The following is a 25,228-nucleotide window of genomic DNA, read 5'->3' as shown; positions in this document are numbered from 1 at the left end:
GGTGCAGGGCTCAGCGGACCTGCAGCGGTACTGTCACCACCCGGCCGAAGGCCGAACGAACGGTGGCGGTGGGGTTGGCCGACGGCCCGGCCCCGGTGGTTTCCACCGACATCCGCCAGCGACCGGCGGCAGTCAGGGTGGCGGTGCCGAGGTTCAGCGGCCCGGCGGTGGTGGAGACGCTGACCGTGATGGTGTTGCCGTTGGCCCGCGAGGTCTGCCCACTCAGGTCCCAGCGGAAGCGGTTGCCGGTGCGGGCGCGCACGGTGGCGGTCGCCACGGTCAGGTTCTCGGCCACGGCCGGCGGCGGGGTGACCGCCACGGTCACGGTCGCCGGAGTCGCCGAGACGGCGCCGAGCGAGTCGCGGGCCTGGTAGGTGAAGGTCGCGTTGAAGGCGGTGGTCACCGTGGCCGGCGGCGTGTAGGTCACCGTGGTGCCGTCGGTGCTGACGGTGCCTCCGCCGGTCACCGCGGAGAGGTTGACCACGCTGAGCGGCACGTTGCCTTCCGGGTCGGTGTCGTTGTTCAGCACGGCGATGGTCACCGGTGCCGTCGAGGCGGCGGCGGTGTCGTTGTTCGCCGTCGGCGCCCGGTTGGCCGCCACGGTGACGGTGACGGTGGCCGGAGTCGACTGGCCGCCACGGGCGTCCTGCACGCGGTAGGTGAAGGTTTCCACCAGCGGTGCGCCGTTGACCACGGTCGGCGGGGTGTAGACCACCGAGTTGCCGCTGCGCGTGATGCTGCCGCGCGCCGGGGCCGGCGCCAGGGCCGAAAGGTCGATCAGGGTGAGCGGCGTGTCGTTGTCGGGATCGCTGTCGTTGGCCAGCGGGTTGATGGTCACCGGCACCCCGGCGGTGGTGGAGGCCGAGTCGGCCACGGCCAGCGGCAGCTGGTTGGCGCCGACCACCGGAGCGCTGCCGACCACCGTCACCATTTCGGTGTCCGAGCCGCCGGCCGCCGACTTCACGGTGACGCTGGCCGGCGGCTGCTCGAGGTTGGTCACGGTCAGGGTCTGCAGGGTTCCCGACTTGCTCAGGCGGCCGTAGCCGTCCGCGGCCATGTCCGGCACCACCACTTCGTCGCTCGATCGGGCCTCGATGGTCAGCGTGCGGTTGGCCCAGGAGAAGCGGGCGGTGCCGATCTTCACCACGTCGGTGAGCCGGCTCGACAGCGCGGTCGGCCGGGTCGTGCCGTTGGGGTCGGTCGCGGTGACCACCAGGAAGGGCGGCAGCGCCTGCTGCGGCGGGTTGTTGGCGAAGAAGTAGCCGTTGTTGTTGCTGGTCAGGTTGAACAGGCACGGCGACGGGGTGGTGCCGGGGACCAGCGCCAGGGTTTCGCGGTAGCAGACGTTGGTGCTGGCGTTGGCCGGCGGGGTCTTGGCGAACACCGAGATGCGGGTGCCGGCGCTGGTGCGGTTGTAGGTGCTGCGCTCGACCTCCACCTGGGTCGGCGCCCGCGTGTCGGCGACCTTGCCCGACAGGGTGAACAGGTTGGTCTGCAGCGTGCCCGCCGGGCCCTGGATGCGCACGAAGTTGACGCCGTTCAGGCCGCCGGTCACCTGCTCCGGCAGGTTGGGGTTGCCGATGAAGGTCTCGGTCTCGCCGGTTTCCGGGTTGGTGGCGGTGATCGGCCCGCCGACCCGGGTCAGGAAGGGGCCGACATCGCCGGTCATGGCGCCGGTGAACACGCCCGGAGCGCCGATGCCGATGTCGCGGGTCATGTTGATCGCCCGCCGACCGGGGGTGGTCACCACCACGGTGTCCACGCCATACGGGTGGGTGATGGTGTAGGTGCCGGCCACCGGCACCGAGGCGCGGATGCGGATGCGGCTGAAGCTCACCTGGTCGCCTTCCTGCGGCAGTTCCTGGCCGAAGGCTGCCTCGATGCCGGCGACGTAGGCATCCAGCGAGTAGCCGGCGACGGCACCGGCAGGAATGGTGGTCTCGGCCAGGAACCAGAACAGTTCTGACGGCCAGTTGGCCGGGAAGATCAGCGGCTGGGTGTCGTCGAACACGCCCGGTTCGGGGATCAGCGTGCACAGGTAGTTGCCGGGACCGCCGAGCACCGCCTTGGAGCGGCACAGTTCCAGCTGGAGATCGTTGTTGTCCTGGTACCAGAGGGGAAATCCGCCGGTCGCCCCCGTGTAGGGGCCGGGGTCGACGGCCTTGAGTACCGCTTGCGCAGTGCCGGTCAAGGCGAACAGCCCCAGAGCGGTCACTGCTATTCCTAGCTGCTTGTTCATGATGCCTCCAGGCTCGAATTCGAGTGAGCTTGTCTCGGGTGTTGCTGCCTCAGGGGAGAATGACCACTTCTTCGGTGTCGCTGCCGCCGCTGGCCGAGGTCACGGTGACCTTGGCCGGCGGGATCGGCGAGATGCTGGCCGACAGCGACTTGACCACCCCCGCGCCACCCAGGGCGCCGATGGCTGCGCCGCTGCTGGTGGCCGTTGCGTTGAGGGAAGGCAGGACGGTTTCGTCGCTGGAGCGGGCCTCGATGACCAGCTGGCCGGACGACAGGCTGTACTCGGCGCGACTGATGGACACGTGGTCGACCAGCGGCGAAACCCTGGTGGTCGGCGTGCTGGTGGCGATGGCCACACTGTTGTCGGCGGTGATGCTGACGTTGGCGCCGGGGGTCGGGGTGCTGGTCGACTGGCCGTACCAGTTGCCGGTGGCGGTGGCTTCGCTCATCTCCACCGCGGGGGCGCCGGCGGTGTCGACGAAGCTGGCCTTGCCGGGCGGCGGCGGCGCCTGGACGAACACGTCCTGCTGCACCACGCTGCCGCTGCGGGCATAGGTGCTGCGGTTGACCAGCAGCGGGGTCGGCAGCTGCACGCTGGACAGCTTGCCGGAGACGGCGAACAGGTTGGTGCGCAGGTCGATGCCGTTCGGGCCCTGGATGCGTACGTAGTTGGTGCCGAACGGGCTGCCGGTGACCTCCTCTTCCAGGTTGGGGTCGCCGATGAAGGTTTCGCTGGCGCCAGTGTCCGGGTTGGTCTCGGTGTAGGGGCCGTTGACGCTGCGCAGGAAGGGGCCGATGTCGCCCTTCAGGGCGCCGGTGAACACGCCTGGAGCGCCGATGCCGATGTCGCGGGTCATGTTGATGGCGCGGGTGCCGGGGGCGTCGACGTTGAACACCTCGACCCCGTAGGGGTGGGTGACGATGTAGGTGCCGGCCACCGGCACATCCACGCGGATGCGGATGCGCGCGAAGCCGACCTGATCGCCGTCGATGGGCTCTTCGGCCGCGAATGCGGCTTCCAGGGCCGAGATGTAGCCGAGGTCGATACCGGTGGCGGCGTCCTGGATGAAGGCGTCGCCGGTGAACCAGAAGGTTTCGCCGGGGAAGTTGCCCGGCAGTACCAATGGCTGGCTGAGATCGAGCCCCGGCTCCGGGAGCAGCGAGCACATGTAGCTGGGCGCATCCGGTGTTCCTGCCACGCGGGAGCTGACCGCCTTGGACAGGCACAGGTCCAGAGCCCGACCGTGGGTGTCCTGGAACCAGGCTGGATAGCCGGCGGTAGCCGCGGTATAGGGACCGGGATCCACGGCATTCAGCGCCGCCTGGACAGAGCCGGCCAGTAGCCCGAGTCCGAGCAAGGCCGCCATTTTCGATGATGGTTTGTGCATGATTTTGCCCTTTCTTGCAGATGGACGTCGTCTCGGGTTGTGCCGTGCTTGCGTCACGGATTTGCTGCTAAGCATGAATGGCAATATCCGTACCACCGTTCGCAGGCCCCGGCGAGATCGGAAAATCCATTGCAGAACAATGGGTTGCGGAAGATTTGTGGCGGCGCGGCAAGGCCCGGAAAGTGGGGGTCAGTCCCCACAAGTGGGGGATTTCCGGTGGGGAGTGGGGGGCGAGGTACGCAATGCCGGGAGGCCTGCGGTGCACCATGACGAACGACAGGTTCCACCGCCTGCGCAAGCGGGCGGTGGAACCTTGGGTAACCGTGAGGGAAGGGGAGTTGCGACCTACTGGATGCTGGAGGCCAGTTCGAAGATCGGGATGTACATCAGGATCACGATGACGCCGATGATCAGGCCGATGAACACCATCAGCAGCGGCTCGAAGAGACGCACGAACCACTCGACCCAGCGGCCGGTTTCCTCATCGTAGAAATCGGCGGTGCGTTCCATCATCGCGCCGAGATTGCCGGACTGTTCGCCGGCGCGCAGCATGCGCAGGGAGACCGGGGTGGCGAGCTGGTTTTCCTCCAGCGCCTGGGACAGCGAGTGGCCCTCGCGGATGCGCTCGGCGGCGCGGTCGAGGCGCGCACGGCTGTTCACCCCGAGCAGGCCGCGGACCATGGCGATGGCGCCGAGGATCGGGATGCCGCCCTGCAGCAGGATGCCCAGCGAGCGGTAGAAGCGCGCCAGTTCGTAGATGAACAGGCGCTCGTGGATGGTCGGCACCCGCTCGATCAGCCGGCCGAGGGCGCGGCGCACGGCGCCCTGGCGCAGCAGCAGGGCGGCGCCCAGCAGGCCCAGCGCCAGGCCGCCGAACACCGCGGCCTGGTGGGCATGCAGGAATTGCCCGACCGTCAGCAGCACGCGCGACAGCCACGGCAGTTCGGCGCCGACGCCCTCGAACACCAGGCTGAAGCGCGGCACCACGTAGCCGATCAGGAACAGCAGCACGCCGCAGCCGACCACGAACAGCAGCGCCGGGTAGACCGCGGCGCTGACGATCTTCTGGCGCACCTCGTCCAGCCGCTTGCGGTAGGCCACGTAGCGGCCCAGCGCATCGCCCACCGCGCCGGTCTTCTCGCTGGACTGCACCAGCGCCACGTAGAGCGCCGGGAACACCTCGGGAAACTGGCCGAGCGCCTGGGAGAACGACTTGCCCTCGTAGAGCAGGCGCACGACGTCGGACAGCACTTTGCGCGCCTGCGGATCGGCTTCCTTCTCGGCCAGACTCTCGAGGGCGTCGATCAGCGCCAGGCCGGCGCCCAGCAGGGTGGTCAGCTCCTGGCTGAACAGCACCAGCGGGAAACCCTCGCGCGAGCGCCAGGGCAGCGCCGCCCAGCGCCGCTCGGCGCGCAGGGTCAGCACGCGCAGGCCCTGATGCTCGGCGAGGCGGCGGGCGTCGCTGGCGCTCGGCGCATCCAGCCGCAACGACACCACCGCCGACTGCTTGTCCACTCCCTTGACCTGAAAGCGCATGGCGTTTGGCCCCGCTCACTGCCAGTTGGCGATTTCGGCGTTTTCCCCGTCGCCGCCGGGCTGGCCATCCTTGCCCATCGACAGCAGGTCGTATTCGCCGTTCTCCCCCGGCGAGCGGTACAGGTACTCGCGGCTCCAGGGGTCGAGGGGCACGCCCTTCTGCAGGTAGGGGCCATCCCACTTGGGCTCGTCGCTCGGGCGGGCGACCAGCGCCATCAGGCCCTGCTCGGAGGTCGGGTAGCGGCCGACGTCGAGGCGATACAGGTCGAGCGCCTTGGCCAGGCCCTCGATCTGCGCCCGGGCCACCTTCGCCTCCGACTTGCCCAGCTGGGAGAAGTATTTCGGCCCCACGATGCCGGCCAGCAGGCCCAGCACCACCAGTACGACCAGCAGTTCGAGCAGCGTGAAGCCGCGTCCGTGCCGTTGAACATGCAGGCGAGTGTTCATCGCTCCGATCTCCCTGTGCGGCGATTAGCTGTCAGCTAAGGTCAGGATCGGAGGAGCGTCAAACGCGACCTGCATCACGGGAGGCCGGCATGCCGCTTGCTTCGCCGAGAGGGTTTTCCTCCGGATCGGAACAGGCAGGAGGCGCGACGAACATGCGGCGACTGACGTGGATCTGTCTGGGCATCCTGGCTGCCCTTGCGGCGCTGCCGGTGCGGGCGGACATCTACCGGGGGGTGTCGGCGGATGGCACGGTGATCCTCACCAACGTCTACCGGCGCGGGCACAACTACGTGCGCATCCGCAGCACGCCGAAGCCGCCGCCGGCCAGGGCCAGGCCGGTCGCCGCCGCCCGCTCGTCGCAGGCTCAGGCCCTGTCCGGCAAGCTGCCCTACGCCGCGCAGGTCGCGGCGGCGGCGGCCGAGCACGAGTTGCCGGAGGCCCTGCTGCATGCGGTGATCCGTACCGAGTCGAACTACGATCCGCGGGCGATTTCCGGGCGCGGCGCCATCGGCCTGATGCAACTGATGCCGGACACCGCCCGCGAGCTGGGGGTGGCCGATCCCTGGGACCCGGCCGCCAACATCCGCGGCGGGGCGCGCTATCTCAAGCGGCTGCTGGCGATGTTCGACAACGACCTGCAGCTCGCCCTGGCCGCCTACAACGCCGGTCCCGGCGCGGTGCTCAGCCGCGGCCGCACCATTCCTCCCTATGCCGAGACCCGCAGCTACGTGCCCAGGGTCATCGAGCACTTCAACCGGCTGCAGGCGAGCGGGCGCTAGACGCCCGCGCGGCCGTCCCTGTCCCGCCCCCTGCGATTTGCCCCGCCATTGGGGGAAACAGTGGGGGATCGGGTGGGGCAATTTCCCCGATTTCATCCTGCCATCACCGCAACCTTCGACAAATCGCGGGCCGGCGCGCTGGCACGGCTCTTGCCGTATCTCAACTGGCTGTTATCGCGTGCGGTGACGAGGCATTTGTCCCGTGCCCAGGGTGAGCGGAGGCAGAGCAATGAACACCAACGACTCTTTCGAACAATCGCCGGGTGGCAGTCCGGGGCGCAGGCCCGGGCATCGGGCAGGTTATGCGGCGCTGCTGCTCGGTGGCGTCCTGCTGGCGATGGCCGGCTCCGTCCAGGCGGCCATCAGTTGCCAGCGCAATCTGGTGGCCGACGTGGTGGCGATCGACCAGCCGCTGATGTTCAACCGCCTCGGCGCGCAGAACGTCAACGGCATGATGTTCGCGCTGCGCCGCGACGTGATCGACGAGGACGACAGGCCGCTGCACAAGGGCGGCCGCGCGCTGCCGGGGCGGGTCCTGCTGCGCCCGGACAAGCGGCCCAAGCCGCTGGTGCTGCGGGTCGCCGAGGGCGACTGCCTGACCGTCAACCTGCAGAACCTGCTGGCCACCCGGGCCAACCCGCGCAAGGGCGAGGTGGTGCCTGAGCTGCAGATCGACGACCAGGTGACCGACCGCCACATCGGCTTCAAGGTCACCGGCATGCAGGCGGTCAACTCCATCGCCGACATTTCCGCCAACACCGGCAAGAACGGCAACTTCCTGCTGGCGCCCGGCGCCAGCCGCAGCTACAAGCTGTACGCCGAGAAGGAAGGGGTGTTCGTCGCCATCAGCGACGGCGCGACCTTCGGTGGCGAGGGCACCGCCGGCAACATCTCCAACGGCCTGTTCGGCCAGATCGTGGTGGTGCCCAAGGGCGGCAAGACCTATCGCAACACCCTGACCGAGGAGGAGATGCGCCTGGCCACCACCGGCCGTACCCAGGCCGGCCAGCCGATCATCGACTACGAGGCGCGCTACCCGATGCGCGAACCGTGGATCAGCGAGGGCAAGGCCGGGGCACCGATCGTCGCCATGGTCGACGGCAGCCAGATCGTCTCCAGCGAGACCGACGCGATCGTCATGGGCCCCAACGCCGACGGCAGCTTCCCGGCCAGCACCTACCCGCTGGAGCGCGTGGGCCAGCGCAACCCGGCGCTGCCCAACCGCCTGGAGGCGTTCCGCGACTTCTCCGCCAGCTTCCAGGACGAGGCCGTCGCGGCCCAGGCCTTCCCCGGCTACTGGCGCGACCCGGTGTTCGCGCACGTGCTGCAGCCGGTGCGCGACGCCTTCATGATCAACTACGGGGCCAACGGCGTGGGCGCGGAGGTGATCGCCAACCGCCTGGGCGTCGGGCCGATGCACGACTGCCTGTCCTGTGCCTACGAGGAGTTCTTCCTCAGTGCGCACACGGTCGGCGACGCCGCCATGCTGGTGGACGTGCCGGCCAACGTCGGCCTGGAAGGCCTGGCGCCGGGGCAGGTGCCACCGCCGGAGGCGACCGGGATCAAGGCCTCCATGGCCCTGTACCCGTCCGAGCCGTCGAACGTGAACCACAGCTATACCGGCGACTTCGTGAAGATCCGCAACACCCACGTGGGCCACGAGCAGCACGTCTTCCACCTGCACGGCCACCAGTGGCTGTACAACCCCAACGACGACAACTCCGACTACATGGACGCCCAGGGCATCGGCCCGGGAGCGGGCTACACCTACGAGATCGCCTACGGCGGTTCGGGCAACCGCAACCGCACCGCCGGCGACGCCATCTACCACTGCCACTTCTACCCGCACTTCGCCCAGGGCATGTGGAACATGTGGCGGGTCCACGACGTGTTCGAGGAGGGCACCCGCCTGGCGGTGTCCGAGGAGGGCGACGACGGCTTCCACGAGCAGCCGTTCGCCCTGCGCAGCGGCCTGCCGGCGCCCGGCGCCCGTGCGCTGCCGGACGGCGAGATCGTCGCCGGCACACCGATCCCGGCCATCGTGCCGCTGCCCGGCAAGGCGCTGCCGCCGATGCCGGGCAAGGTGACCGTGGTGCCGAAGATCGCCCAGGGCGGCGAGGATGACGACGGGCGGATCGTCGGCTCGCTGGCCAGGGTCGACCGCAGCGAGACCAACCGCAACGCCGACGGCACCCTGAAGAATCCGGGTTACCCGTTCTGGATCGGCGGCATGGAAAGCAGCGTCGGCCAGCGTCCGCCGACCCCGCCGCTGGACATGCTCGATCCGGCCAAGGCCCAGGCGCTCAGGGACAGCGGCAAGGCCCTGTGGGCCAACCTCGATCCGACGCAGGCCGGCGGCTGGGACGGCGGTCTGCCGCGGCACTCGCTGGACGGCTGGTCGGCCGGCGGCGAAGCCGAGGTGACCACCAGCGCCCTGGACTTCTCCAAGATCATCGAGAAGGCCAAGCCGATCTACTTCCCCGAAGAGGGCACCGAGGTCGAGCAGGCCGCCATGGCCTTCCACGCCAAGCCCGAGCATCCCAGCTTCGCGGTGATGCCCGATCGCAGCGTGGTGGCGAAGAACTTCCGCACCAACGGCGCGCTGCCGGTGGGCGGGGCGCCGTTCTTCGAGCCGTGCATGGACGACCGCGGCGTACGCCTGACCTCCTCGGCGGGCGCCGGGCAGTTCTTCGGCGGCAGCGGCCTGTCGTTCACCGGCTCCTCGACCTTCACCGCGGACCGGCCGCGGGTCTACAAGGGCGCCAACATCCAGTTCGACGCCGTGTTCAACAAGGTCGGCTACCACTTCCCGCAGGCGCGCATCCTCACCCTGTGGGAGGACGCGGTCCCGGTGATCGACAAGCAGAAGCCGCCGGAGCCGCTGGTGATGCGGATGAACACCTTCGACTGCACCATGTACCACCACACCAACCTGGTGCCGGCGTTCTACGAGCTGGACGACTACCAGGTGCGTACGCCGACCGACATCATCGGCCAGCACATCCACCTGCCCAAGTGGGACCTGACCTCCGCCGACGGCTCCGGCAACGGCTGGAACTACGAGGACGGCGTGCTCTCGCCGGTCGCCGTGGTCGAGCGCATCCGCGCCATCCGGGAGTACAACGACTGCACGGCCAACGATCCCCGCGAAGGCACCGCGGACTGCCCGGTGGCCAAGCAGCACCCGTACTTCGGCCGCTACAACCGGGCCGACTGGCTGGGCGCCCGCACCACCATGCAGCGCTGGTTCGCCGACCCGGTGGTCAACCGCTGGAACGTCGACCGTGGCCTGGGCAACATCTTCACCCACGACCACTTCGGCCCGTCCACCCACCAGCAGGTCGGCCTCTACGCCACCGTGCTGACCGAGCCGGCCGGTTCGCAGTGGTTCCATGCCGAGACCGGCACGCCGCTGTACACCCGCCAGGATGGCGGCCCGACCTCCTGGCAGGCGGTGATCGCCACCGGCGACCTGGAGGGCGACGGCAAGAACGACAGCTTCCGCGAGTTTTTCATGGAGTACAGCGACTTCCAGCATGCCTACGAGGCGGGCGTGTATGTCGGCGCCGGCCCGGACGGGGTGCCCAACCCGACGGCCTACCCGGCGACCGCCAACAGCTTCCGCTACGCGGTCAACCCGCCGATGCGCAAGAACTCCGCCCGGCTGCTGGAGTCGATGGTGGAGGTGGCCGGCGGCCAGGTGATCGGCTGCCCGACCCGCCCGTGCCCGCAGGCCATCTCGGCCGACGACCCGGGGATCTTCGTGGTCAACTACCGGCATGAACCGGTGGGCCTGCGGATCTTCGACCCGCAGCGCATCGCGCCCGACGGCAAGCCGGGCATGCAGGCGGCCGGCCTGGCCGGCGACCTGGCCTATGCCCTGCAGAGCCGTACCGACCGGGCCATCGCGGCGCTCAACCTGGCGCCCAGCGCGGTCACCCAGGCGGTCGGACCGACCGGTGGCACCACCACCTTCCCGCCGCACATCAACGCGGCCGGCGACCAGCCGGGCGACCCCTTCACGCCGCTGCTGCGCACCTACACCGGCGACAACGTGCGGGTACGCATGCACGCCGGCGGCCACGAGGAGGAACACAACGTCACCATCCACGGCGTCAAGTGGCTGCAGAACGGCACCGGCTACGGCACCAGCTCCAACTCGGGCTGGAAGGCCTCGCAGATGGTCGGCATCTCCGAGCAGTTCGGCTTCGTCGCCCCGGTGGCGATGATGTCCAGCGCCGCCGCCGAGACCGCCGACTACCTGTACTCCATGGACGCCTCCCTGGAGGGCTACTGGAGCGGCATGTGGGGGGTGATGCGCAACTACTCGACCAGCCGCAACGACCTGTTCGCCCTGCCGAACAACCCGCGTCCGGTGGCCGCGCGCAATACCGTGGCCTTCGACGGCGTGTGCCCGCGCTACAGCCCCAACCCGACCGGCAGCGGTACCCGGCCGACACCCAAGCGCAACATCGAGGTGGTGGTGGCCCTGGCCAACGACATCCTCGACAACCCGCAGGGGCTGACCATCGGCGACCCGCAGGGCGCGGCCGACCATGTCGGCGGCCCGCTCAAGGCCAACGGCGGCACCCTGGTGTTCAACCCGCGGCAGGTGAGCATCCCGCAGGTCAGCGTGGTGGACGACGAGACCGGCCAGGTGACCACCGTCGGCGGCCAGAGCGGCCCGCTGCACGACCCGACTGCCGTGCTCTACGTGCGCAAGGACGACCTCGATCCGGCTACCGGCAAGCTCAAGGCCGGCGTCCCGGTCGAGCCGCTGATCCTGCGCGCCGCGGCGGGCGACTGCATCACCGTGACCCTGGAGAACCGTCTGCCGGAAGCCATGCCGGACCTGCCGACCTACGCCATCATGCAGGGCGTGGTGAAGCGCGACCGCAACGGCCCGCAAGGCTCGACGACCTTCAACAACAACCTGATGCGCCCGTCCAGCCATGCCGGCTTCCATGCCCAGTTGCTGTCGTACGACATCACCAGGTCGGACGGCGTCAACGTCGGCATCAACCCGGTGCAGACGGTGCCCCCGCGCGCCGCCGGCCAGAGCGCCTGGCCGACCCGCAGCTACCAGTTCTACGCCGGGCACCTGGAGCGCGAAGGCAAGCCGGTGTCGCAGGTGGTGCGCAACGTCGACAACATCAACGCCACGCCCATCGAGTTCGGCGGCCTGAACCTGCTGCCGGCGGACCCGATCAAGCAGGCGCAGAAGGGCCTGTCCGGCGCCATGTCGATCCTGCCGGCCGGCTCCACCTGGACCGAGGACCCCGGCATGCGTGCCGCGGCCACGGTGCAGGCGCCGGGGCAGACGACGTTCCGCGACTTCTCGCTGATCTGGCAGAAGGGGCTGAGCATGCGCTGGGCCAACGGGCGGCCGGTGGAGAGCATGTCGACCGAAGGCATAGGCGTGCCCAACGATCCGAAGGACAACTCGGCCATGGCGGTCAACTACAAGAGCGAACCCCTGTGGTACCGCTTCGCCAAGGCTCCCGACGCGCCCTTCGGGCATACCGGCTGGGGCGACATCCCCAATGCCCACATGGCCTACAGCAACGCCCTGGTGGGCGGCGACCCGGTCACGCCGATCCTGACGGTGGCGCCCGGCCAGCCGTTCCGCACCCACGTGACCATGCCGGCGGGCGGCAGTCGCGGGGCGACCTGGCAGCTGGATGGGCATATTCACCCGCAGGAGCCGTATCAGTCGGAAAAAAACGACGCCAGTGGCTACCCTCTGAAGTATGCGGGCATCGGTTCGGTGCGCATCGGCAACAACCCGCTGTCGCGCTGGAGCGGCTCCCAGGAAAGCGTGCTGCCGGCCGCGCACTTCAACTTCGTGTATCCAAGCGCAGGGGGGATGAACGCAATACCGGGGGACTACCTGTACCGGGACTACGCGGTGTTCGGCAACACCGGCGGGATGTGGGGGCTGCTGCGGGTGATCAACCAGCAGAGCGCCACGACGACCACCACTACCCCCCCCCGGAGGCGCTGACCGCGTAACGCATAACAACAACACGGTGCGTTCGGTCGGCCTGGAGCTGTCAGCCAGGCCGGCCGCTTGCAGGAGCGAATGGGGGCGACGATCGTGAAACCCGTAGGCAGAAATGGATTTGGCGTTCTCTTGCTGTTATCCGCACTTGGCCTGGTGGCTTCCGCCAGTCTGGCTGCCGAGCCCGGCGCCGGCGCGGCGGCGCAGCCGGACAATCCCAACCGCCTGGTGCGCAACGGCGTGGCGATCGAGTTCGAGGCCAGGCCGGTCGATACCGCCCGGCTGCTCGAAGGTGGGTTCGCCGACATCCGCTTCCGGCTGACCGATGCCAACAGCGGGCAGCCGCTGACCGGCCAGACGCCGGGCGCCTGGCTGGACCTGGCCGCCGTCGCCGGGGACAAGCGCGAGGCGATGTCGTGCCGGGCCAAGGTCGGCCTGTTCCTCAAGGGCACGCCGGGCATGCGCCCGATGCTCGACCTCAACAGCTATTACCTGCTGATCCTGAACAAGGACCCCAGCATCTCGGTGATCGACCCGCAGACCTCGGTGGGCGGCATCACCAGCACGCTCGGGCGCATCCAGCTCAGGCGCGCGCCCATGGACTGGGTCGCCAGCGCCGACGGCAAGCGCCTGTTCGTGTCCATGCCGGATGCCGGCGAGGTGGCGGTGGTCGATACCGAGAGCTTCAAGGTGATCGACAACCTCAAGGCCGGCCACGACCCGGTGCGCCTCGCCCTGCAGCCCGACGGCCGCTACCTGTGGGTCGGCAACAACGCGCGCCGCGAGGGTGACAGCGGGGTGACGGTGATCGACACCCAGACCCTCAAGCCGGTGCTGAGCGCCGCCACCGGCAAGGGCCACCACGAGATCGCCTTCGACGCCGCCTCGCGCCATGCCTTCGTCGGCAGCCGCGATGCCGGCACCCTGACGGTGTTCGACGTGGCCAGCCTGAAGACGGTGCGCGAGATCCGCACCGGCCCCATGCCGCTGGCGGTGGCCTTCTCGCCGCTGTCCGGGGCCGTCTACGTGGCCGACGGCAAGGCCGGCACCATCAGCGTGATCGACGCCGGCAGCCTGAAGCTGCGCAAGACCATCCAGGCGAAGCAGGGCATCGGCCCGCTGCGCTTCACCCCGGACGGCCGCTACGGCTTCGTCCTCAACACCCTGGAGAACACCGCCACGGTGTTCGACGCCGCCAGCGACGAGATCCTGCACACCCTGGAGGTCGCCGCCGAGCCCTGGCAGATCGCCTTCACCCGCGGCTTCGCCTACATCCGCGGGCTGGCTTCGCCGAAGGTGACCATGGTCGACCTCGCCTCGCTGGGCAAGGACCGCCAGCCCGGCGTGCTGGGCTTCGACGCCGGTCCGGCCGCGCCCAAGCTGGCCGGCGACCTGCCGCTGGCCTCGGGCATCGCCGCGGCGCGCGACGATGCCGCGGTGTTCGTGGTCAACCCGGTGGACAACACCACCTATTTCTACATGGAGGGCATGAACGCGCCGATGTCCGGCTACCTCAACCGCGGGCATACCTCGCGGGCGGCCACGGTGGTCGATCGCAGCCTGCGCGAGCTGGAGCCCGGCGTGTTCGGCGCGCGGGTCCAGCTGCCGGCGGCCGGCCGCTTCGACGTCGCCTTCCTGCTCAACCAGCCGCAGATCACCCACTGCTTCGCCACCGAGGTGGAGGCCAACCCCGAGCTGCAGCGCCAGTTGGGCGCGCCGCGGGTGGAGTTCCTCCTCGACAGCCCGACAGTACGCGCCGGCTCGCAGGTGAAGGCGCGCTTCCGCGTCGTCCAGGGCAGCCCCAGCCAGCCGCGGACCGGGATACAGGATCTGCGCGTGCGCTACTTCCTCGCCCCGGCCTCGCGCCCGCGCGAGGTGGCGGCCAGCGAGGTCGGCGAGGGCGTCTACGAGGTCACGGTGGATGTGCCGGAGGTCGGGGCCTGGTACCTGCACGTGGGCTCGGACTCGCTGGGGATGAAGTACGGCGACCAGCCCTACGTCAGCCTGCGCGCCACCAGGGCCAGCGGGACACAACCATGATCCCGGGCGGCAGCCGCCCGGGTACAGCGGAGAACAACAACATGCAAAGACTCCAACGACTGCAACTGGCCCTGGCCATCGCCCTGTGCAGCCTCGGCCTCGCCGTCGCGCCGGCCCAGGCCCACTCGCCGGAAGAACATGCCGGGCATCAGGGCCACGCGGGGCATGCCGGCCATGCCGCCGCGCCGACGCCGCCGGAAGGCACCCGGGTGCGCTTCGCCGACGTGCTGCTGACCGACCAGCACGAGCGCCAGGTACGCCTCGGGGACGAGGTGGTGGACGACCGCATCGTGGTGATGGGCTTCGTCTACACCAGCTGCACCACGGTCTGCCCGGTGGTGTCGGCGATCATGCAGAAGGTCCAGATGCAGCTGGGCGAACGGGCCGGGCGCGAGGTGCAGCTGGTGTCGATCAGCGTCGACCCGCTGCGCGACACGCCGGCGCGCCTGCGCGAGTACGCCAGCCTCTACAAGGCCGGGCCGGGCTGGACCTGGCTGACCGGCCCGGTGCCGGCGGTCAACGACACCCTCAAGGGGCTGGGCACCTGGAGCGCCGACTTCGAGAACCACACGCCGGTGATCCTGGTCGGCGACGCGCGCAGCGGGCAGTGGACGCGCTTCTACGGCTTCACCGATCCGGCGGTGCTGCTGGCCAAGGTCGAGGAGCTGAGCGCCCAGCGGCAGGACCACGAGGGGCATGAGGGGCACCAGAGCTTCATGGTCAAGGGAGAGCGGCCATGAGCCGGCGCCGCCGGATCGCCCTGGCGCTGGCCGCCTGCCTGGGCTCTGGCCTGCTGCAGGCCCACGAGGAGCACGCCGGCCACCAGGCGCCGCCCGCCGCCGGCCCGGTGGCGCAGGAGGTGAAGGGCGGCGGCACCCTGGATGCGCGCAGCTATTTCACCGATACCCCGCTGCTCGACCAGGATGGCCGCCAGGTGCGCTTCTACAGCGATGTGCTGCAGGGGCGGGTGGTGCTGCTCAACGTCATCTTCACCAGCTGCGAGGACGCCTGTCCGCTGATCACCCGCAAGCTGCGCGAGGTGCGCGAGGCCCTGGGCGAGGATGCCGGGCGGGTGCACTTCATCTCGCTGACCAGCGACCCGCAGAACGATTCGCCGCAGGCGCTCAAGGCCTATGCGCGCAAGCAGGGCGCTGACGATCCCAACTGGATCTTCCTCACCGGTAGCAAGGAGCAGATGGACGTGGTGCTGGGCCGCCTCGGCCAGCTGTCGCACAGCCCCGAGGAGCACTCCACGCTGCTGATCGCCGGCGACGTGGCCAACAAGCGCTGGAGCAAGATCCGTCCGGATGCGCCGCCGCAGGCCATCGCCCAGCGCCTGCAACTGCTGACCCTGCCGGTGGCGGGGCGCTGACGCGCGGACGGGGGCTGGGGCGCAACAGGCCGCCGAGTGGAGGAGCGACAGGGAGGAACGGGCATGGGTGCTATCCGGGCGTTGCTGTTGGGCGTGCTGCTGGGCTGGGCCGGCATGGCCGTGGCTCTGCAGCTGACGCCCGAGGAGGCGGCCGGCCGGCAGATCTACCTGCACGGCACCAGCGCCTCGGCCGATGCGCTCATCCACGCGCGCATCGGCGCCGCCGGCACCTCGATGCCGGCGGCGGTGGTGCCCTGCGCCAGTTGCCATGGCAGCGACGGCCGCGGCCGGCGCGAGGGCGGCGTGCGGCCGCCGGACATCACCTGGCGGCGGCTGAGCGCGCCCTACGGCCAGGTGCTGCCCAGCGGGCGCCGGCACCCGGCCTACGACGAGGCCGCCTTCGCCCGGGCGCTGGTCGAGGGGCGGGACCCGGCCGGCAACCGCCTCGACCCGGCCATGCCGCGTTTCGTCATGTCGCAGCGCGACATGGCCAACCTCACTGCCTACATCAAGCGTATCGAGGAGGATCGCGACCCCGGCCTGCACGAGGACGTGGTGCGCATAGGTACGCTGCTGCCGGCCAGGGGGCCGCTGGCGAGCCTGGGCCGGACCGTGGAGGCGGTGCTGCGCGGGGCGATCGGCGGCATCAACGAGACCGGCGGGGTCCACGGCCGGCGGCTGGAGCTGGTGATCGCCGACCCCGGCGCCGACCGCTCCAGCGCGGAGGCGGCCCTGCGCGAGCTGATCGAAAGGCGCGACGTGTTCGCCCTGGTCGCGCCGCTGGCGCCGGTGCTCGAGGGCCACTACGGCGAGCTGCTGGCGCCGGCCGGAGTGCCGCTGATCGGCCCGCTGGTGCAGTTCGCCGACGGCGCCGACAGCCGCTTCGTCTTCGAGCCGCTGCCGGGGCTGCGCGAGCAACTGTTCGCCCTGGCCGCCTACGCCGACGACCAACTGGGGATGGGCGATGGGCAAACCCTGATCGCCTATCCGGACGAGCCGCGCCACCGGGAGCTGGCCGAGATGCTGGCCGGGCACCTGCAGCAGCGCGGCTGGCGCAAGGTGGGGCTGATGCGCTACGGCGGCGCGCCGGCCAGCCTCGACAGGCCGTTGGCCGGCGAGCTTGCGGCGGTGTTCTTCCTCGGCCTGCCCGAGGCCTTCGTCGCCCTGGCGACGACCCTGGATGAGGCCGGCCAGGCGCCGCTGCTGTTCGCCTCGTCGAACCAGGTGGCCGGTTCGGCGCTGGGCATTCCGGCGAGCTTCAGCGGCCGGCTGTTCCTCGCCTATCCCTTCCTGCCCGGCGACTGGACGCCCTCGGGCAGCGCGGCCCTGCAGGCGGTGCGCCGGCGCGGCGGGCTGAACGGCCAGCATGCGGCCTTGCAGGTCAGCACCTACAGCGCCGCGCTGGTGCTGGTCGAGGGGCTCAAGCGCGCCGGGCGCGACGCCAGCCGGGAGAAGCTCTTGACCGCGCTGGAGAACCTGCACGCCTTCCAGACCGGCGTGACGCCCGAACTCGGCTTCGGGCCGGGCCGGCGCATCGGCGCGCCGGGTGCGCACATAGTGACGGTGGATCTGCAGCGCAAGCTGTTCCGTCCCACCGGTCGTTACCTGAAGGTGGAGACGCCATGATCAAGGGACTCTTCCAGGCGCTGATGGCGCTGTTTCTGGTCCTGCTGGTGGGCTACGAGCTGTCGGCGCAGGAGTACGGCAGCGCGGCGCGGGTCAATGGCGCCGAGATCAGCCAGTTCCGCCTCGAGCGGCACTTCGAGGACTACCTGCGCGAGCAGCAGCGCAGCGTCGCGCAGATCCGCAACCCTTCGGTGTACAAGCGCCTCAAGCGCGAGGCGCTGGAGCAACTGATCGACAAGGAACTGCTCTGGCAGGAAGCCCGGCGGCTGTCCATCGAGGTCGGCGACGAGGAGGTGGCGCGCGCCCGCGCCGCGGTGGCGGCCGGCTTCGCCAACCCGGCCGCCTTCGAGCGCCGCCTGCAGGCGGCCGGTTTCGACGAGGCGGGCTACGCCGCCTACCTGCGTCGCGAGATCGCCGCCAGCCGCGTGCTCGACCGCCTGCTGCCCGTCGTCACGGTCAGCGACGAGGAAGTGCGCAGTTTCTACCAGGCCCTCGGCACCCAGCTGCAGGCGGCCGGCGCGGAGCAGGGCGGCGACGAGGCCCGGCGGCTGGCCGTGGTCCGCCAGTTGCTGCTCGCCCGGCGCACCGCCGAGGCGCGCCAGGCCGTGCTCGAGCGGCTGCGCGCCGGAGCCCGCATCGAGCGCCTGGTGCCGCTGTAGCGGCCGGGGCGGTTTTCCCCACTTTCGGGGAAAACCGCCGGAGAAAATGGGGGATGGCCCGCGCCCCCGCTGCGCGTTGCCCCCACGCATTTCCCCCACGTCCCTCGCGCTCGAAATAATCCTTTCCAGATCAATGACTTGAGAGTCCATTGCGGGCGCCTCGGCGCTGGCGTGGAGCGTGCATGGGCGAGCGTGCGATGGCGAGCGGCCCGCTGGCCACAGGCATCGCAGGAGGTGTGCGCAGCTTGCGGACACCCGGCCCCCAGCGTATCCGGAGTCCCAGCCGTGGATGCCTTCTCCATACCCAGTGCGGCAGTCAAGGTTCTGGTCGTCGAGGACGAGTCGGTCCTGGCGGAGAACATGAACATCTATCTGTCCGCCCTGGGCGGCGAGGTGCGGGTGGCCAGCGATGGAGCCAGCGCCGTAGGCCTTGGCTGCAGCTTCGCGCCGGACGTGCTGGTGCTCGACTACAGCCTGCCGGACATGACCGGCTTCGAGGTGCTCGATGGCCTGCGGCGCTGTGGCTGCCTGTCTCCCTGCGTGCTGATCACCGCCCATCCCGGGCATCGGGTCAGCGAGGAGGTGCGTCGGCGCGGTATCGCGCATGTGCTGTTCAAGCCCTTCGCGCTGGCCGATCTGGCTGCCCAGGTGCTCGGGGTGACGGTCGGCCGCCGCTGAGGGGCGCGCGGCCGTGCGGAGTTGCAACGCCAACTATACTCAGTCTGCCGGACGGGGTCGGAGAGCATCACCATGGATCGAGTGATAACAATAACTACACCTGCGCCGAACGTTTCCGCCGAGATCCATCCAGAGCGCATCGAGACCGTCCAGCTGCATGCCGCCCGCGAGCGGGCCGCGGCCAGCGGGCGGCGGGTGCTGGACGAGCTGGAGGAGGGGCTGGAGGGCGAGCCTGCGGAGTTCATCCGTCGTCTGGGGGCGACCCTGTGCTATCCGGTACTGGCCGGCGATGCGCTGTTCGCCTGCGCGCCGCTGTTCGACCGGGTCTCCCTCGCCCAGGCGCTCAAGCGCGAGTTCGCCTTGGTCAGCCGCGACGGCGAGACGGTCGGCGTGTTCAGCGACCCCTTCGATGCCCAGCGCCTGGCCTGGATCGACGAGCAGCTGCGCGGCGCACCGCTGTACCTGGTGCATCCGGCCGACCTGGCCGGCTACCTGGCCCGCCATGAGGAGGACTTCCACGCCGTCGAGTCGCTGGCCGGCGAGGCCGAAGGCAGCGTCGAGGTGGAGGCGGTCGAGACCCTGTCGCTGGCGCAGATCAGCGAGGACGCCAGCGTGGTGGTCAAGCTGGTCAACTCGACCCTCTACGACGCCCTGAAGATGCACGCCAGCGACATCCACCTGGGCGTCACCGGCAACGGGCTGGTGATCAAGTACCGCATCGACGGCGTGCTCAACGGCATCAGCCGGGTGCCGGGCGCGGAAGTGGCCGAGCAGGTCATCTCGCGGATCAAGGTGATGGCCGAGCTGGACATCGCCGAGAAGCGCGTGCCCCAGGACGGCCGCTTCAAGGTCGGCATCAAGGGCCGGCAGATCGACTTCCGCGTGTCGATCATGCCGAGCATCTTCGGCGAGGATGCGGTGCTGCGGGTGCTCGACAAGCAGGACCTGAGCGACCAGATCAGCGGCGTGCGCCTCGAGGCGCTGGGCTTCGACGAGCCCACCAAGCGCACCCTGCGCCGCCTGGCCGGCGAGCCCTATGGCATGGTGCTGGTCACCGGCCCCACCGGCAGCGGCAAGACCACCACGCTGTACGCGCTGATCAGCGAGATCAACCACGGCGTCGACAAGATCATCACCATCGAGGACCCGGTCGAGTACCAGCTGGCCGGGGTGCTGCAGATCCCGGTCAACGAGAAGAAGGGCCTGACCTTCGCCCGCGGCCTGCGCTCGATCCTGCGCCACGACCCCGACAAGATCATGGTCGGCGAGATCCGCGACCCGGACACCGCGCAGATCGCCGTGCAGTCGGCGCTCACCGGCCACCTGGTGTTCACCACCATCCACGCCAACAACGTGTTCGACGTGATCGGCCGCTTCGTGCAGATGGAGGTCGATCCCTACAGCTTCGTCTCCGCCCTCAACGGCATCCTCGCCCAGCGCCTGATCCGCCTGGTCTGCCCCGGTTGCGCCCAGCCGCACCAGCCCGACCGCGAGCTGCTGCTGTCCTCCGGCCTCGATCCCGAGCGGGTCGGCGACTACCGCTTCGTGCACGGCACGGGCTGCGGCCGCTGCCGCGGCACCGGCTACCGCGGGCGTACCGCCATCGCCGAACTGCTGCTGCTCGACGACGAGCTGCGGCAGATGATCATCGAGCGCCAGCCGATCACCCAGGTCAAGGAACTGGCACGCCGCCGCGGCCTGCGTCTGCTGCGCGAGTCGGCGCTGCAGCTGGTGCGCGAAGGGCGGACCTCACTGGAGGAGATCAACCGTGTCACTTTTGTCGCCTGAACGCTATATCGTCGTCCTCGGCGCCACGCGGGTGCAACTGGTGCGCCGCCGTGCCGGCCAGCTGCTCGACCTGGGCAGCGCCGACTACGCCAGCCGCGACCTCGGCGACTGGGCCGCTCCGGCCGACGCCCTGGAGCGCCTGCTGGCCGGCCAGCCGCGCCGGCGCGGCAGCCTCAGCGTGGTGCTGTCCGAACATTTCGCCCGCTTCACCCTGGTGCCCTGGAGCGAGGCCATCGTCTCGCCTGCCGAACTCTCCGCCTATGCGCGCCTGCGCTTCGAGGAGATCTACGGCAGCGATGCGGCCGGCTGGGCGCTGCAGCTGTCGCCGGAGGCGGCCGGCCAGCCGCGCCTGGCGGTGGCCGTCGCCAGCGGCCTGCTCGACCGGCTGGCGGCACTGGCCAGGGGGGCCGGGCTGCGCCTGGCGTCGGTGCAGCCCTACCTGATGAGCGCCTTCAACCGCCTGTGCCGCCCGCTGGCCGGCGACGACTTCCTGTTCCTGCTGGCCGAGCCTGAGCGCAGTTGCCTGCTGGTGGCCCGCGAGGGGCGCTGGGTGGCGGTGCGCTCGGTGGCCGGCAGCGACGCCGATGCGGCGCTGGCCGTGCTGCTGGAGCGGGAGAGCGAGCTGCAGGAGCTGGATGCCAGCACGCCCACGGCGATCTACGTGCATGCGCCGGGGCGTCCGGACCTGATGCCGGCCAGGGTGCACGGCGTGCGGCCGCAGGTGCTCGGCGCGCCGGCGCGCGGCCCCTCCGGCGAGGCGGTCAACCCCCTGTGGGCCATGGCGGCGACGGTGAACTGAGATGAAGACCAAACGGATGCGGCCCCTCGATCTCGACTTCCGCCGCCCGCTGGCCGGCCCGGCGGGCTGGCTGCTGCTGGCCGCCGGGGTGCTGCTGCTCGCCCTGGTGCTGCTGGCCCGCCAGCAGCTCGCCATGGCCGGCGCCGCGGCGCGTGCCGACCTCGCCGAGAGCGAGCGGCGCCTGCCGGGGGTGGCGGCGCTGCCGCTGTCGGCGGCAGAGACGCGCGCCCAGCAGGCGGCGCTGGCCGAGATGCAGCGCCTTTCGGCGCAACTGAGCCTGCCCTGGGAGCGGCTGTTCGGCACCCTCGAGGCCCTGGCCAATGACGACATCGCCTTGTTGAGCCTGACTCCCGATGCGCGCAAGCAGCAGCTGCGCATCACCGCCGAGGCGCGCGACCTGGCGGCCATGCTGGCCTACCACCGCAGCCTCGAGGACAGCGACGACCTGCGCGACGTGGCGCTGGTCAACCACGAGATCGTCAGCGAGGTGCCCGAACGCCCGGTGCGCTTCAACCTGACCGCCACCTGGATGGTGCAGCATGCGAAGCCATAGCCTGATCCTGCGCGAAGCCTGCCAGCGGCTTGGTCGGCCCGGAGCCGTCGGCGCCGCGCTGCTGCTGGTCGCCCTGGGCTGGAGCCTGTTCGGCCTGTGGCCGGCGAGCCGCGAAGTGCAGCAGCTCGAGGCCCGCGCCGCGGCAGCCCGCGAGCGGGTGACGCGGGTCGCCAGCGGGGCCGAGGCGGCGCCTCTGCGGCCGGGGCAGCAACTGGCCAGCCTGCAGCAGAACCTGCCGGCGCAGCAGGAGGCCACCGCCGCCATCGAGCGCATCTACGCCACCGCGACCCGCGAGGGCATCTCCCTGGCCCGCGGCGAATACGCCCTGGCACTCGATCCGCAGACCCGCCTGGCGCGCTACCAGATGCTCCTGCCGGTGCACGGCAGCTACCCGCAGCTGCGCAGCTTCCTGGCCGCCGTGCGCCGCGAGCTGCCGGCGCTGGTACTGGAGGACATCGACCTACAGCGCAAGCAGATTTCCGAAAGCCAACTGGATGGCCGTATCCGTATGGCCCTGTACCTGACGAGGTAGCCATGGACAACAGGCGAGCCGTGTTCTGGTTGCTGTTTCTCGGCGGCGCGGCGGTGGTGGCGCTGATTCCGGAGTACTTCTTCGCGCCGGAGGAGGAGGCGCTGCTGGTACCGCCGGCGACCCGTGACGGCAAGGTGGCGGCGCCGATCGCCGCGCCGTTGCCCGTCGAGGCCGGGACGGTAGCCGCGCCGGCGCCGGCGCTGGCGATGCTGACGCCGGGCAGCGGGCTGTTCAGCCCGCACAGCTGGCGGGTGGAGCCGCCGCCGGCCCCGGTGTCGGCCTGGACGCCGCCGCCAGCGCCGCCGGTTGCGCCGCCGCCACCGACGGCCCCGGCGCTGCCCTTCGAGTTCATCGGCAAGCTGGACGATGCCGAGCGCCTGCGGGTGTTCCTCACCCGCGGCGAGAAGATCTACACGGTGACCGTCGGCGACGTGATCGACGGCACCTATCGGGTGGAGCGGATCGGCGGCAGCGAGATGGTCCTGACCTATCTGCCGCTGAACCTTACCCAGACTTTGTCCGTGGGGGGCAAGTTATGACGACGACCATGGGGCATCCGGCGGGACGCTGGTGTGGGGTGGCTTTCTCGCTGGTGATGTTGGCCGGCTGCGCCGGCAACGCCGTGCGCGAGGGGGTCGAGCTGATCGACGAGGGGCAATACGAGGAGGGTCTGGCGACCCTCGAGGAGGCGGCCCGCGCCGCGCCGCGCGATACCCGCACGCAGATGGCGCTGACCACCCAGCGCGGCCGCGTGGTGACCACCCTGCTGACCCAGTCCGACCGCGCGCGGGCCGGTCGCGACTATGCCGCCGCGGCGGAGGGCTACCAGCGGGTGCTGACCATCGAGCCGGACAACAGCCGCGCCGCCGATGCGCTGCACCAGCTCGAGCAGATGGGCAGCCTGGCCGAGATGCAGCGCCAGGGCCAGCTCGCCATGCGCCGCGGCGACCTGGAGGGAGCGCAGCGCCAGGTGGAGGCCATCCAGGCGCTGGAACCCGGACACGAGGGCGCCAGCGAACTCAAGCGGCAGGTCGACGCCGTGCGGATGCGTACCGTGCAGCCCTACCCGCAGCTGCGCTCCAAGCTCGGCCAGCCGGTATCGCTGGAGTTCCGCGACGCCAGCCTCAAGCTGATCTTCGAGGTGCTGGCGCAGACCGCCGGACTCAACTTCATCATCGACAAGGACGTGCGCCCCGATCTCAAGGCCACCATCTTCGTCCGCCAGGTGGCGGTGGAGGATGCGGTGAACATGCTGCTGCAGCAGAACCAGTTGCTCAGCAAGGTGGTCAACGACAACACCATCGTCATCTACCCGGACACCCCGCAGAAGCTGCGCGACTACCAGGACCTGGTGATGCGCACCTTCTACCTGACCAACACCGACGCCAAGACCGCGCAGGACATGGTCAAGACCATGCTCAAGACCCGCGACGTGTTCATCGACGAGCGCCTCAACACCCTGACCATGCGCGACAGCGCCGAGGCGGTGCGCCTGGCCGAGAAGCTGTTCCAGGCCCAGGACCAGTCCAACCCCGAGGTGGTGCTGGAGGTCCAGGTGATGGAGATCTCGCGCACCCGCATCCTCGATCTCGGCCTGCAGTGGCCCAACACCTTCGGCGTGGTGAACGTGATCAGCAACACCGACGGCACCCAGACCATCAGCGCGGTCAACCTGCTCGACCAGCTGCGCGGGATCAACTCCGGGCGCATCTCCATCTCGCCGCCGCCGCAGCTGAAGATCAACGCCAACGACAACGACATCAACACCCTGGCCAGCCCGGTGATCCGGGTGACCAACCGCGAGAAGGCGAAGATCCACATCGGCCAGCGCGTGCCGGTGGTCAGCGCCACCTCGACGCCCTCCAACCAGGGCCCGGTGATCACCGAGAGCATCACCTACCTGGACGTCGGCCTGAAGCTGGAGGTGGAGCCGACCGTGCACCTCAACGACGAGGTGGCGATCAAGGTGGCGCTGGAGGTGAGCAACGCCACGCCGCTGGCGGAGACCCGTTCGGGAACCATCCCGGTGCAGGTCGATACCCGCAACGCCGAGACGATGCTGCGCCTGCGCGACGGCGAAACCCAGGTGCTGGCCGGGCTGATGCGCAACGACCACAGCAACAGCGGCGACAAGATCCCCGGCTTCGGCGACATTCCCGGCGTCGGCCGGCTGTTCGGCAGCAACAAGGACACCTTCGGCAAGTCCGAGCTGGTGCTGTCGATCACCCCGCGCATCGTGCGCAATCTGCCGTACATGAGCCCCCACGAGATGGAGTTTCCCTCCGGCACCGAGGGCAGCATGCGCGTGCGCCCGGCCAACCTGCGCCCGGTCACCGGCGACAGCCTGACCCTCGAGCTGCCGGCGGAGTCCGCTGCGCCGGCCGCCCTGACGGCGCCGTCGGCCTCGACGCCGGCACCTGCCGCCAGCGGCCTCACGCTGTCCTGGGAAGGGCCGACCCAGCTGCGCGCCGGCGAGGAAGCGACCATCGTCCTGCATGTCGCCGGCAGCCAGCCGCTGCGCAGTTCGACCCTGCAGCTGGCCTACGATCCGGCCGCGCTGCAGGTCACCGAGGTGGTCGAGGGCGATTTCCTCAAGCAGGGCCAAGCGGGCACCTCGTTCGCTCCGCGCCTCGACCCGGACAGCGGGCGGGTGTACGTCGCCCTGTCGCGCAGCGGCAGCAGCGGGGCGACCGGCGAAGGCGGCCTGCTGCGCCTGCGCGTCCGCGCGCTGGCGCCCAGCGAGGCGGCGCCGATCCGCCTGCTGACCTTCTCGGCGGTGGGGCAGGGCAACC

General features: G+C 70.2%; 17 protein-coding genes and 1 pseudogene. 14 read left to right on the top strand and 4 right to left on the bottom strand.

The genetic code is table 11. The features are described from left to right. Nucleotides 1-10: 10 nt before the first annotated feature. The 4 genes from SK095_RS07230 to gspG form a co-directional block, all read right to left on the bottom strand. Nucleotides 11-2,239, bottom strand: coding sequence for an Ig-like domain-containing protein (locus tag SK095_RS07230; protein ID WP_320548425.1), 2,229 nt, complete (start codon nt 2,237-2,239; stop codon nt 11-13). Nucleotides 2,240-2,288: 49 nt separating this feature from the next. After that, nucleotides 2,289-3,626: a hypothetical protein gene (locus SK095_RS07225; protein ID WP_136490602.1), complete on the bottom strand. Its 1,338-nt coding sequence runs from the start codon at nt 3,624-3,626 to the stop codon at nt 2,289-2,291. A 345-nt stretch (nt 3,627-3,971) separates the two neighbouring features. Further along, nucleotides 3,972-5,162, bottom strand: coding sequence for a type II secretion system F family protein (locus SK095_RS07220; RefSeq protein ID WP_320548424.1), 1,191 nt, complete (start codon nt 5,160-5,162; stop codon nt 3,972-3,974). A 15-nt stretch (nt 5,163-5,177) separates the two neighbouring features. After that, nucleotides 5,178-5,609: a type II secretion system major pseudopilin GspG gene (gene gspG / locus SK095_RS07215; protein ID WP_136490600.1), complete on the bottom strand. Its 432-nt coding sequence runs from the start codon at nt 5,607-5,609 to the stop codon at nt 5,178-5,180. A 152-nt stretch (nt 5,610-5,761) separates the two neighbouring features. On the opposite strand from gspG, the gene SK095_RS07210 reads away from it, so the two are divergent. From SK095_RS07210 to SK095_RS07145, 14 genes and pseudogenes are all read left to right on the top strand, one after another. After that, complete coding sequence (locus SK095_RS07210) at nt 5,762-6,388, top strand: lytic transglycosylase domain-containing protein (protein ID WP_136490599.1); 627 nt, start codon at nt 5,762-5,764, stop codon at nt 6,386-6,388. A gap of 337 nt (nt 6,389-6,725) precedes the next feature. After that, nucleotides 6,726-12,392 carry a manganese-oxidizing multicopper oxidase MnxG gene (mnxG, locus tag SK095_RS07205; protein ID WP_320548874.1) on the top strand — a complete coding sequence of 1,889 codons (5,667 nt, stop codon included), beginning with the start codon at nt 6,726-6,728 and terminating at the stop codon, nt 12,390-12,392. A gap of 78 nt (nt 12,393-12,470) precedes the next feature. Then, nucleotides 12,471-14,429 (top strand): beta-propeller fold lactonase family protein, encoded by a 1,959-nt coding sequence (locus tag SK095_RS07200; RefSeq protein ID WP_320548423.1) that lies wholly within the window; start codon nt 12,471-12,473, stop codon nt 14,427-14,429. Nucleotides 14,430-14,470: 41 nt separating this feature from the next. Continuing rightward, a complete protein-coding gene (locus SK095_RS07195; protein ID WP_320548422.1) occupies nt 14,471-15,169 on the top strand; it encodes an SCO family protein in 699 nt (232 codons plus the stop codon). Further along, on the top strand, nt 15,166-15,801 hold the full coding sequence (locus tag SK095_RS07190; RefSeq protein ID WP_320548421.1) for an SCO family protein: 636 nt from the start codon (nt 15,166-15,168) through the stop codon (nt 15,799-15,801). Before SK095_RS07195 ends, SK095_RS07190 begins: the two co-directional genes overlap by 4 nt. Nucleotides 15,802-15,864: 63 nt before the next feature. Next, on the top strand, nt 15,865-17,427 hold the full coding sequence (locus tag SK095_RS07185) for an ABC transporter substrate-binding protein (protein ID WP_320548420.1): 1,563 nt from the start codon (nt 15,865-15,867) through the stop codon (nt 17,425-17,427). After that, on the top strand, nt 17,424-18,086 hold the full coding sequence (locus tag SK095_RS07180) for a SurA N-terminal domain-containing protein (protein WP_136490594.1): 663 nt from the start codon (nt 17,424-17,426) through the stop codon (nt 18,084-18,086). Before SK095_RS07185 ends, SK095_RS07180 begins: the two co-directional genes overlap by 4 nt. 285 nt (nt 18,087-18,371) lie before the next feature. Continuing rightward, nucleotides 18,372-18,764 carry a response regulator transcription factor gene (locus SK095_RS07175; protein WP_256659114.1) on the top strand — a complete coding sequence of 131 codons (393 nt, stop codon included), beginning with the start codon at nt 18,372-18,374 and terminating at the stop codon, nt 18,762-18,764. Between the two features lie 72 nt (nt 18,765-18,836). Beyond that, nucleotides 18,837-20,552 carry a GspE/PulE family protein gene (locus SK095_RS07170; protein ID WP_136490592.1) on the top strand — a complete coding sequence of 572 codons (1,716 nt, stop codon included), beginning with the start codon at nt 18,837-18,839 and terminating at the stop codon, nt 20,550-20,552. Next, nucleotides 20,533-21,351 (top strand): hypothetical protein, encoded by an 819-nt coding sequence (locus SK095_RS07165; RefSeq protein ID WP_320548419.1) that lies wholly within the window; start codon nt 20,533-20,535, stop codon nt 21,349-21,351. The genes SK095_RS07170 and SK095_RS07165 overlap by 20 nt, the downstream gene beginning before the upstream one ends. Nucleotides 21,352-21,367: 16 nt before the next feature. Continuing rightward, complete coding sequence (locus tag SK095_RS07160) at nt 21,368-21,904, top strand: PilN domain-containing protein (RefSeq protein WP_201487714.1); 537 nt, start codon at nt 21,368-21,370, stop codon at nt 21,902-21,904. Beyond that, nucleotides 21,891-22,436 (top strand): type 4a pilus biogenesis protein PilO, encoded by a 546-nt coding sequence (gene pilO / locus SK095_RS07155; RefSeq protein WP_320548418.1) that lies wholly within the window; start codon nt 21,891-21,893, stop codon nt 22,434-22,436. Before SK095_RS07160 ends, pilO begins: the two co-directional genes overlap by 14 nt. 2 nt (nt 22,437-22,438) lie before the next feature. After that, on the top strand, nt 22,439-22,975 hold the full coding sequence (locus SK095_RS07150) for a secretion system X translation initiation factor (protein WP_320548417.1): 537 nt from the start codon (nt 22,439-22,441) through the stop codon (nt 22,973-22,975). Nucleotides 22,976-22,983: 8 nt separating this feature from the next. Next, a pseudogene (locus SK095_RS07145) lies at nt 22,984-24,855 on the top strand (secretin N-terminal domain-containing protein); the annotation flags it as partial. Between the last annotated feature and the right edge of the window lie 373 nt (nt 24,856-25,228).

Origin of the sequence: Pseudomonas sp. AN-1 (assembly GCF_034057115.1) — a bacterium.
GTDB lineage: Bacteria > Pseudomonadota > Gammaproteobacteria > Pseudomonadales > Pseudomonadaceae > Geopseudomonas.
Note: the sequence above shows the minus strand (reverse complement) of the source record. Positions and strands in the feature narration are given on the sequence as shown.